Origin of the sequence: Anaerotignum lactatifermentans (assembly GCF_016902535.1) — a bacterium.
GTDB lineage: Bacteria > Bacillota > Clostridia > Lachnospirales > Anaerotignaceae > Anaerotignum > Anaerotignum lactatifermentans_A.
Map to the genome: position 1 here is coordinate 1 of NZ_JACSNY010000086.1, position 215 is coordinate 215.

The 215-nt window shown below is 46.0% G+C and carries 1 protein-coding gene; it reads right to left on the bottom strand.

Annotation, left to right across the window (positions count from 1 at the left end):
- A partial coding sequence (locus H9X84_RS13485) for a transposase (RefSeq protein ID WP_205134655.1) occupies nucleotides 1-215 on the bottom strand: 215 nt, incomplete at both ends.

Consider the following 215-nt stretch of genomic DNA (forward strand, 5'->3'; position numbering starts at 1 on the left):
CGGCATATACACGTTTCAGATCAGCCATCAGGGGCTTGAGTTCTTTGTAGGAAACAAACTTTGTTGTATTCCTGATCTGATGGATGATGCACTGCTGAATCTCTGTCTCTGGAAATACCGCTTCAATTGCCTGAGGGAAGCCTGTCAGGCCATCCACACATGCAATCAGGATATCTTCCACACCACGGTTCTTCAGACCATTCAGAATAGAAAGC